The following is a 1,233-nucleotide window of genomic DNA, read 5'->3' on the forward strand; positions in this document are numbered from 1 at the left end:
GGGAGCGTGTCACTTTTGCGATGAGTATAAATACTGGGGAACCCCACCATGACTTTTTTGCCGAGCATCAGTATAATAGGGAATAATTATCATCTCTTCCCACTTGATATATAATCATGACACCTGAACAACAACAGGAAATTAAAACACATCTAGATGCTATTTCTGCCATCCTTTATGATGATTGTAATCCTGATTCCTTGAAGACATTAGAAGATATTGAACTTGCAGTCAGAGACCAAGTTTTGACTCATGTGACACCACATATCGGCTTTTTTTTATCTGCTCAGCTAGCGGTACAAAAGCCGGAAGAGTCAAGACTTTAAAAAGTACCCCTTGTAATTTAAGTATCACCCAAAAGCAAGCAGATAAACTCGGCTGTGGTAGTGCTAGTAGGTTGAGTCCACATTTAGAAAACTGTTGCTTAAGACTGAGTGCCAATGTTGCTTATAAGCATGCCGCCCAAGATATTAAGTATCTAACGGGAGTGACTGTTCCGGCTAAAACACAACTCATATTAGTACATTATCAAGACTTCAGTGAACCGATATCAACAGAAGATATTTCCGAGCTAAGTGCAGATGGTGGAAAAGTACGACGCTCGGGTACATAAAGGACAAAAATCTGAATGGAAAGACTATAAAGCAATTGGGTCGGAAGCTGGTATATTGGCTAGTTTTAATCAAAATGATATCATCATTGATTGGGCAAATAAACAACCACTAGCCAAACCTGTAACTTGTCAGACGGTGATGGACATGATGGAGTATGGAATATATTTAAGGAAATCAGTAGTGAACACCAGAGAAGAGAAATTCTCGATTGGTACCATCGAACACGAAAATCTTCAGAAAGTAGGCGGTTCAATTAAGCGACTTAAGCAAGCAGAAGCATACTTGTGGAAAGGAAATGTAGAGAGTGCGGCAGCTCTATTTACAAAGCTCAAGAACAAATCAGCAGTGAATTTTTGCAAATATGAAGGAAAAGCACAAAAAAAGGATTATCAACTATGAAATTCTCTCTCTTGATGGCATCTGTTCAATTGGTTGGCTGAGCGGTAGAATCAGGCATTAAGCAAATAGGCAGACGAATTAAAATATCAGGAGCGAGTTGGAAATCAGAAGATGTGGGACAAGTATTAGCTCCGAGTTGTGCTTACTTAAACGGCTTAATTGGTAATCAGGTAAAACCTGCATGAGTATAATTGCTCACTGCAAAAGTGACATGCTCCCA

General features: G+C 39.3%; 1 pseudogene. It reads left to right on the forward strand.

Features of this window, described 5'->3' with window-relative positions:
- The first annotated feature begins 116 nt into the window (after positions 1-116).
- Positions 117-1,198, forward strand: a pseudogene (locus tag QUA00_RS36695) (ISKra4 family transposase).
- Positions 1,199-1,233: the final 35 nt, after the last annotated feature.

Source organism: Microcoleus sp. T2B6 (genome assembly GCF_036700475.1).
In the GTDB taxonomy this organism is placed as follows: domain Bacteria; phylum Cyanobacteriota; class Cyanobacteriia; order Cyanobacteriales; family Microcoleaceae; genus Microcoleus.